Source organism: Planomonospora algeriensis (genome assembly GCF_977012225.1).
Genome location: NZ_CDRNDK010001127.1, coordinates 1 through 379 on the forward strand (window position 1 = coordinate 1; position 379 = coordinate 379).

Genomic DNA, 379 nt, shown 5'->3' on the forward strand with positions numbered 1-379 from the left:
GCACCTGATCCGGGACGGCCGCGACTGCGTGGCGTCGCTGAAGGAGATGCCCTGGCACACCGGGACCGTGCACAGCTCGGTCTCCGTCTGGGCCGAGGCGATCGACTTCGCCCGCAACCGGGCGCCGAAGCTGCCCGCCGGCAGCTACCACGAGCTGCGCTACGAGGACCTGACGCGTGACCCCGAGGCTCAGCTGCGCGGGCTCTGCGCCTTCCTGGGCGAGGACTTCGATCCGGTCATGTGCGAGCCGAAGCGGGTGGCGGGCATCGCCGTACCCGGTCACAAGACCTGGCACGCGCGGACCCACGGTGAGGTGACCACCGTGCGGTCGGGCTCGTGGCGGGACCGGCTGAAGCCGTGGGAGGTCTCGCTGTGCGAG

General features: G+C 71.5%; 1 protein-coding gene. It reads left to right on the plus strand.

The window, feature by feature from the left end:
* Window positions 1–379: sulfotransferase family protein (locus ACWJ6R_RS38120; protein WP_449066818.1), on the plus strand; the 379-nt coding region annotated here is incomplete at both ends.